We start from the raw sequence: 6,279 nt of genomic DNA on the forward strand, positions 1-6,279 counted from the left end.
GGGGTCAGTGAGGTGACACGCGAAAAGGGGCGTGAAGCAGGCGTGCAGCACGGACCCGGGGCCGACGAAAGAGGCCCCCACCCGTGAGATAGCTCCTGAGCGTCCCGTACATGCCCCGGTCCGCCCAGGCAGCGACCGCATAAGCCTCCCCGCCCCGCGAGGGGCACAGCACTGCTGCAGGGGGTGGTCTCCAAAGGCAAAGTACGACCGTGCGCCGCCGGCACCGAAAGCCCGTCCGTCTCTGCCAGTTCGAGGGCATCCGCAACGCCGCCCCCGTCTGCCGGACCATGGCCGGTGACCAGATCGACGCGGCTGTCGGCGAACTGCTGCCGGCCCCCTGACCCCACTCACCCTTGAGGTCGAACTGCGGGTCAGCGAAGAGCCGGCCGCCCGCACCGAGGAAGCCGGCCGGCTCCCCGCCGTCGGCGTCGAACGCGCACGTCACGAGCCGACCTCGCCAGGCGCCGCTGTCTGGTCGTCGACCCCGCCAACCGGCTGGTCGCCGACACCCTGGAGGCCGACTGGAACGAGGCCCTGCGTGAACTCGCCGAGGCCACCGAGGAGTACGAGCGCGCGAAGAACACCGCGATCGCCCGCTCTCGCCCGAGACCCGGGCCAGGATCACCGCGCCGGCCGCCGACTTCCCCCGGCTCTGGAGCGACCCGGCCACCCCGAAGCGGGAACGCAAACGCATGAATCGGGTCCTGGTCACCGACGTCACCCTCACACGGACCGACCACGTCACCATCGGTGAAGAGCACGGCCGTCCGCACGACCGCCGAAAAGGTTTCCGGCTCGAGGCAACCCTTTGCGGAGCCTGTGACCACAAGAGATCAGATCCAGCCAGTTCCGGTGTCTGGATCCGCTACCTCTGGTGAACGGCACACAAGGAGAACACCTCCCCATGAACAACCCCACGCACGGCGGGCGCCGCGGGCGTCATCGCCGTCGCTGGACCGTCACCGCTGTGCTGCTTGGCGCGCCCCTCGCCGTCGTGCCGTATCTCCTGTTCGTGCAGGAGGACTCGCAGGCCGCGACGGTCGACGGCAATGCCTACTACGAGCTGGTTTCCGTGCGCAGCGGCAAGGTGCTGGACGTCAACGGCTTCTCCACCGCCGACGGCACCCGGATCCAGCAGTGGACCGACCAACGCACCGCCAACCAGCAGTGGAAGCTGAAGCCCATGGGGGACGGCCATTACGAGCTGGTGAACCGCAACAGCGGCAAGGTCCTGGGCATAGCGGGCAATTCAACCGCCCGGTCGGCCGCCGCTGAGCAGCAGACCGAAAGCTCCTCCCCTTCCCAGCAATGGCGGATCGACGATGTGAGCGGTTCCGACGCCGTCACCCTCACCTCCCGCAGGAGCGGACAGGTCCTGGACGTCTCCGGAGGCTCCTCGGCCAACGGGGCGGCAGTCATCCAGTTTCCCGGCCGGGGCAGCACCAACCAGCAGTGGAAGCTGGTGAAGATGGCCGCCCCCTTGGCGGGTGGAGCCGGCAGCGCGGACGCCAAGCCTGCGTCCGGACCCTATGCGTGGAAGAACGCCCAGGTGGTGGGCGGCGGTTACGTCACCGGCCTGGTGTTCAACCCGCGTGAGAAGGGTCTGCTGTACGCGCGTACCGACATGGGCGGCGCCTACCGCTGGGACACCGGGGCCGAGCAGTGGATCCCGCTGACCGACTGGATCGGCGAGAAGGACTGGAACCTGCTGGGCATCGATTCGCTGGCCACCGACCCCGTCGACCCGGGCCGGCTCTACCTCTCGACGGGCACCTACACCAACGAGTGGGCGGGCAACGGCGCGATCCTGCGCTCCACCGACCGTGGCCGCACCTTCCAGCGCACCGATCTGCCCTTCAAGCTGGGCGGCAACGAGGACGGCCGCGGAGCGGGCGAACGGCTGGTGATCGACCCCGCGGACCACGGCACCCTGCTGCTGGGCACGCGCAAGAACGGTCTGTGGCGCAGCACCGACTACGGCGCGACCTGGAGCCAGGTCTCCTCGTTCCCCGTCAAGGGCGGGGCGGGCAGCGGCGGGGGCATCTCCTTCGTGACCTACGGCCCGGCCGGCAGCAAGACGGTCTACGTCGGCGTCGGCGACAAGTCCACCTCCCTGTACCGCTCCACCGACGGCGGCAGCACCTGGCAGGCCGTCCCCGGGCAGCCCACCGGGCAGATGCCGCAGCACGGCGTGGTCTCCGGCGACGGCTCTTTGTACCTGACGTACACCGACGCCCTCGGACCCAACGGTGTGACCGCGGGTTCGGTGTGGAAGTACACCCCGGCCGGCGGGGCGTGGAAGAACGTCTCCCCGTCCAACGGCGGCTACGGGTTCTCCGGTCTGGCCGTCGACCCGCAGAAGCCGTCCACGGTGATGGTCACCACCCTTGACCGCTGGTGGCCCCAGGACGAGCTCTACCGCACCACCGACGGCGGTGCGACCTGGAAGGCATTGGCCGACAAGTCGGTGCGGGACGCCTCCGCCGCTCCTTACGTCGGTACCGGCATCGGGCACTGGATGACCGCCCTGGCCATCGATCCCTTCGACTCCGGGCACGTGCTGTACGGCACCGGCAACGGCATCTGGCGCAGCAAGGACGCGGGCGCCTCCGACAGCGGCGGCACCAGCCACTGGACACCGGGGGCCGAAGGGCTGGAGGAGACCTCGCTGGCGGACGCGATCGCCCCGCCCGGCGGCGCCACCCTCATCACCTCCATGGGCGACCAAGGCGGTTTCCGGTACGGCGGCTCCCTGACCGAGGAGCCCGCCGGGAGGCTGAAGAACCCGCTGATGAGCAGCAGCACCGACATCGATTTCGCCCAGTCCAACCCCTCGATGATGGTCCGCGTCGGCCGTGGCGGCGAGCAGGACGGCGCCTACTCCACCGACGGCGGCAGCAGCTGGAACGGCTTCAAGGCGGAGCCGGTCGGCAGCTCCCAAATGGGCCATGTCGCGCTTGCGGCGGACGGCTCCACCATCGTCTGGACCGAGGACGGTCAGGTCCCGTACCGCTCGACCGACAAGGGCTCGAGCTGGTCGAGGGTCAGCGGCCTGGGCACCGGCGCCGAGGTCGTCGCCGACCGCTCCTCGGGCAGCACCTTCTACTCCGTGTCCGGCGGCACCCTCTACGCCAGCACCGACGGCGGCGCGAGCTTCACCGCCCGGGCCGGCAACCTGCCCTCCGGCCGGCTCACGGCCGTCCCCGGCATCGCCGGGGACCTGTGGATCGCCGGCGGTGACAGGGGGCTGCTGCACTCCACCGACGGCGGCCGCACCTTCACGGCACTGACCACGGTGAAGTCCGCCTCCGCCCTCGGCTTCGGCAAGGCCGCACCGGGCGCCGATTACCAGGCTCTGTACCTGATCGGCACGGTCAAGGACGTCACCGGAGTCTTCCGCTCCACCGACAAGGGCGCCACCTGGCTCCGCATCAACGACGACGCCCACCAGTGGGGCGCCATCGGAAGCCTCGGCGTCATCACCGGCGACCCCGACACCTTCGGGCGCGTCTACATCGGCACCAACGGACGCGGTCTGCAGTACGGCGACCCGTCCTGACCCCAACATGCGAGCGGGGCCGCAGGCACAACAGCCCGCGGCCCCGAGTATCCGCAGGGGCGTCGTAGTGCGTCGCGCCGGACCCACAGTGAAAGTCCACGAAAGAAGAAATCCGCCGTGCGGCTGGGATTTCTTCGAGGCGGTGAGTGTCGGTCCGCAGGTGGAACTGCCCATGCCGTGAACCGCTCGTCTCCGCGCCGGCAGAACGCACCCGATCACGAGGACAATCGCCGGGGGCCGGGTAGGTCAGTGCTTCAGGGTGAGGACGCCCGGTCGGTACGGCACTCGGTCGTAGGGAGTGTTCGCCGGCGCGGTGGGGGATTTGCCCTGGTAGAGGAGTTGCCGGGCCGCCGGCCCATCGCGCCGGGAGTGCGGGGCCGGGCGGCACCGGTCGGCGGTCAGGCTCCGGGGTGCAGGCCGAGCCAGCCCGGTGAGGGGTCGCCCTTCACCTCACCGAAGTACAGGGCGAAGGTCTGCTTCCAGCGCTCGATCGCCGCGCGGTCGGCCATGAAGCGAGGGAAGCCGTCGAGGTTGCCGTTGGGGTACTCCCAGACGGGCTTCAGCCCGGTCGGCGGGGTGACATCGGTGCGGACCGACCAGCCGTTGGTGGCGGCCTTCTGCTGCTCGACGGAGAGCCGCCAGTTCAGGTACAGCTTGGCGGCGGTGGGGTTCTTGGCCTGCTTGAGGATCGCGGCCCGCTGTCCCCAGGACATGAACGGCGCTTCCTCGGGCAGCACCCACTTGACCGGCCCGGTGGACAGCGGCGCGCCGGAGCCGCCGATGCCGATGGCCTTCTGGCCGCTGGTGACGGCCGCGCTCGGGGTGTAGCTGCCGCGGGCGAACTGAAGGTCCTGGGTGGCCAGTCGAGCCAGCCAGTCCCAACCGTACTTCTGCACGTAGAGGGTGTAGAGGTAGAGGACCGCGTCGTCGTCATGCGGGTAGGAGGAGGCGATCTTCCCCTTCCAGCGGGGGTCGGCCAGGTCGAGCGGACCGCTGGGGATGTCGGAGCCGACCGCGGCGGGACCGTACATGTAGCTGAAGGCGCTGACCTGGACGGCGACCCATGCGCCGTGCGGGTCCTTGAAGGGAGCGTAGAGCTTGGAGAAACCGGCCGGCTTGTAGGCGAGCAGGCGGCCCTGCTCCTTCCAGCGCACGAAGTCCTGCACGGTCTGGAGCTGTACGACGTCGGGTATCAGGGTGTCGGTCGCGAACTGGTTGTCGACGCGGACGTCGTGGTACTTGCTGTAGTCGACGACCACTGTCAGGTCGATGTCCGGGAACCGGCTCTTGAAGCCGTTGCGGATTCCGTCCGCCTGGCTGGAGATGTCACCACCGGCGTAGAGCACGAGCTTGCCGCCCTCCGCGAGGGCCGCCTGGTAGAGCTCGTCAAGAGTCCGCTTCTCCTCGGCGCCGCCTGTCGCCACGCGCCCCGCAGAGGCTTGGCCGGTGGCGGCCTGAGCGGGGGTGACGGAGGCAGCGGCGACACCGAGACCGAGAGCGGCGCCCGCTCCGGTGGCAAGCAGGCGGCGTCGGCTGGGAAGGCTGGTCATGGTGGGGGGAGCCTCTCTGTCTGTTCTGTTCGGTTGTCTGTGTGGGGCGGCTGGACCACGACAGCGGAGCAGCACGGCGCCCGGGTACGGCACGGGTGCCGTGCTGCTGCTGTGGGGTCAGAACATGGTGTTGTCGTTGGAGCTCTTCTCGGGCACCTCCTGGATCACGTCCCAGTGCTCGACGATCTTTCCGTCGGCGACGCGCCAGAAGTCCGCGACGGCCATGCCCCGGTCGCCGGGCTTGAGGTGCAGGTTGCTGTGGGTGACCACCAAGTCCCCTTCGGCGATCACGCGCTTGATGTCCAGGCGCAGGTCGGGGAACTGCCCGCGCAGCCAGTGCACATAGCCGACGAAGGCACCCGGGCCGTCCTGCGCCTCGGGGTTGTGCTGGGTGTAGCTCTCGCCGAGGTGTGCGGTGGCGGCCGCCTCGGGCTGGTAGTCGTTGAATGCCTGCTCGTAGAAGGCGGTCACGAGCGCCTTGTTGTCCGCAGCGGACATGTCTGTCTCCTGCCTCGCGGTGGTGCGGTACGACTCAGTCGTTCATGGCCTCGCGGACGAGCGCCGTGTCGACGAACTGTTCGAAGCGGACGATGAGTCCGCCGCGGACGATGAAGTGGTGGGCGACGCGGACGTCGATCGGCTTGCCCGTGGCCTTGTTGGTCGCGGTGTAGCGGGCGAGGACGACGACGTTCTCGCCGTCGACGACGTAGGTGTCGTCGTGGGCGGCCCAGCCGTCCCACTCCTTGCCGAGCTGTTCCATGACGTTCGAGGTGACGCCCTCGGGCGTGCGATAGGTCCCGGCCAGGGGGAAGCCGGCCATCTCGGTCCACTCCACGTCGGGGGCCAGGGTGGCGCGCAGGGCGTCCAGGTCGCCGGCGGCCGAGGCCAGGTACTGGCGGCGTACGACGTCGGCGGGCGCGGTGGAGGTGGCGAACTCACTCATGGTCAGCCCCACTTCATCTCGCCCTTGGCGACCTTCGAGCCGATCTGGGCGGCGATCAGCATGCCGTTGTCCGGGAAGCGCTTGACGAGGGCGTCGTTCAGCGCGGCACCGTCGGCGGCCTTGCCGAGTTCCTCCTCGAAGGCGAGGAGGTAGGCGCGGGTGGCGGTGATGGCGGAGCCGTCGGCCGCGGTGCCGGGGAGGCGGTGGCCGGGCACGACCAGTTCCGG

Annotated in this window: 5 protein-coding genes and 1 pseudogene; 2 read left to right on the plus strand and 4 right to left on the minus strand. The window is 69.7% G+C overall.

From position 1 onward, the window contains the following. Positions 1-209: 209 nt before the first annotated feature. Together ABZT93_RS26110 and ABZT93_RS26115 are read left to right on the plus strand one after the other, a co-directional pair. Positions 210-341, plus strand: coding sequence for a hypothetical protein (locus ABZT93_RS26110; protein WP_356108859.1), 132 nt, complete (start codon positions 210-212; stop codon positions 339-341). Between the two features lie 563 nt (positions 342-904). Next, complete coding sequence (locus tag ABZT93_RS26115; protein ID WP_356108862.1) at positions 905-3,559, plus strand: RICIN domain-containing protein; 2,655 nt, start codon at positions 905-907, stop codon at positions 3,557-3,559. Between the two features lie 398 nt (positions 3,560-3,957). On the opposite strand, the gene ABZT93_RS26120 is transcribed toward ABZT93_RS26115, so the two are convergent. The 4 genes and pseudogenes from ABZT93_RS26120 to ABZT93_RS26135 form a co-directional block, all read right to left on the minus strand. After that, positions 3,958-5,109, minus strand: a complete 1,152-nt coding sequence (locus ABZT93_RS26120; protein ID WP_356108864.1) for an ABC transporter substrate-binding protein — start codon at positions 5,107-5,109, stop codon at positions 3,958-3,960. A 117-nt stretch (positions 5,110-5,226) separates the two neighbouring features. After that, a complete protein-coding gene (locus ABZT93_RS26125) occupies positions 5,227-5,607 on the minus strand; it encodes a nuclear transport factor 2 family protein (protein WP_356108866.1) in 381 nt (126 codons plus the stop codon). A 34-nt stretch (positions 5,608-5,641) separates the two neighbouring features. Further along, positions 5,642-6,052, minus strand: coding sequence for a nuclear transport factor 2 family protein (locus ABZT93_RS26130; protein WP_356108869.1), 411 nt, complete (start codon positions 6,050-6,052; stop codon positions 5,642-5,644). Positions 6,053-6,054: 2 nt separating this feature from the next. Beyond that, positions 6,055-6,279: pseudogene (locus ABZT93_RS26135) on the minus strand (MBL fold metallo-hydrolase); the annotation flags it as partial.

It is taken from the genome of Streptomyces sp. NPDC005303 (genome assembly GCF_040607335.1).
Taxonomy (GTDB): Bacteria; Actinomycetota; Actinomycetes; order Streptomycetales; family Streptomycetaceae; genus Streptomyces.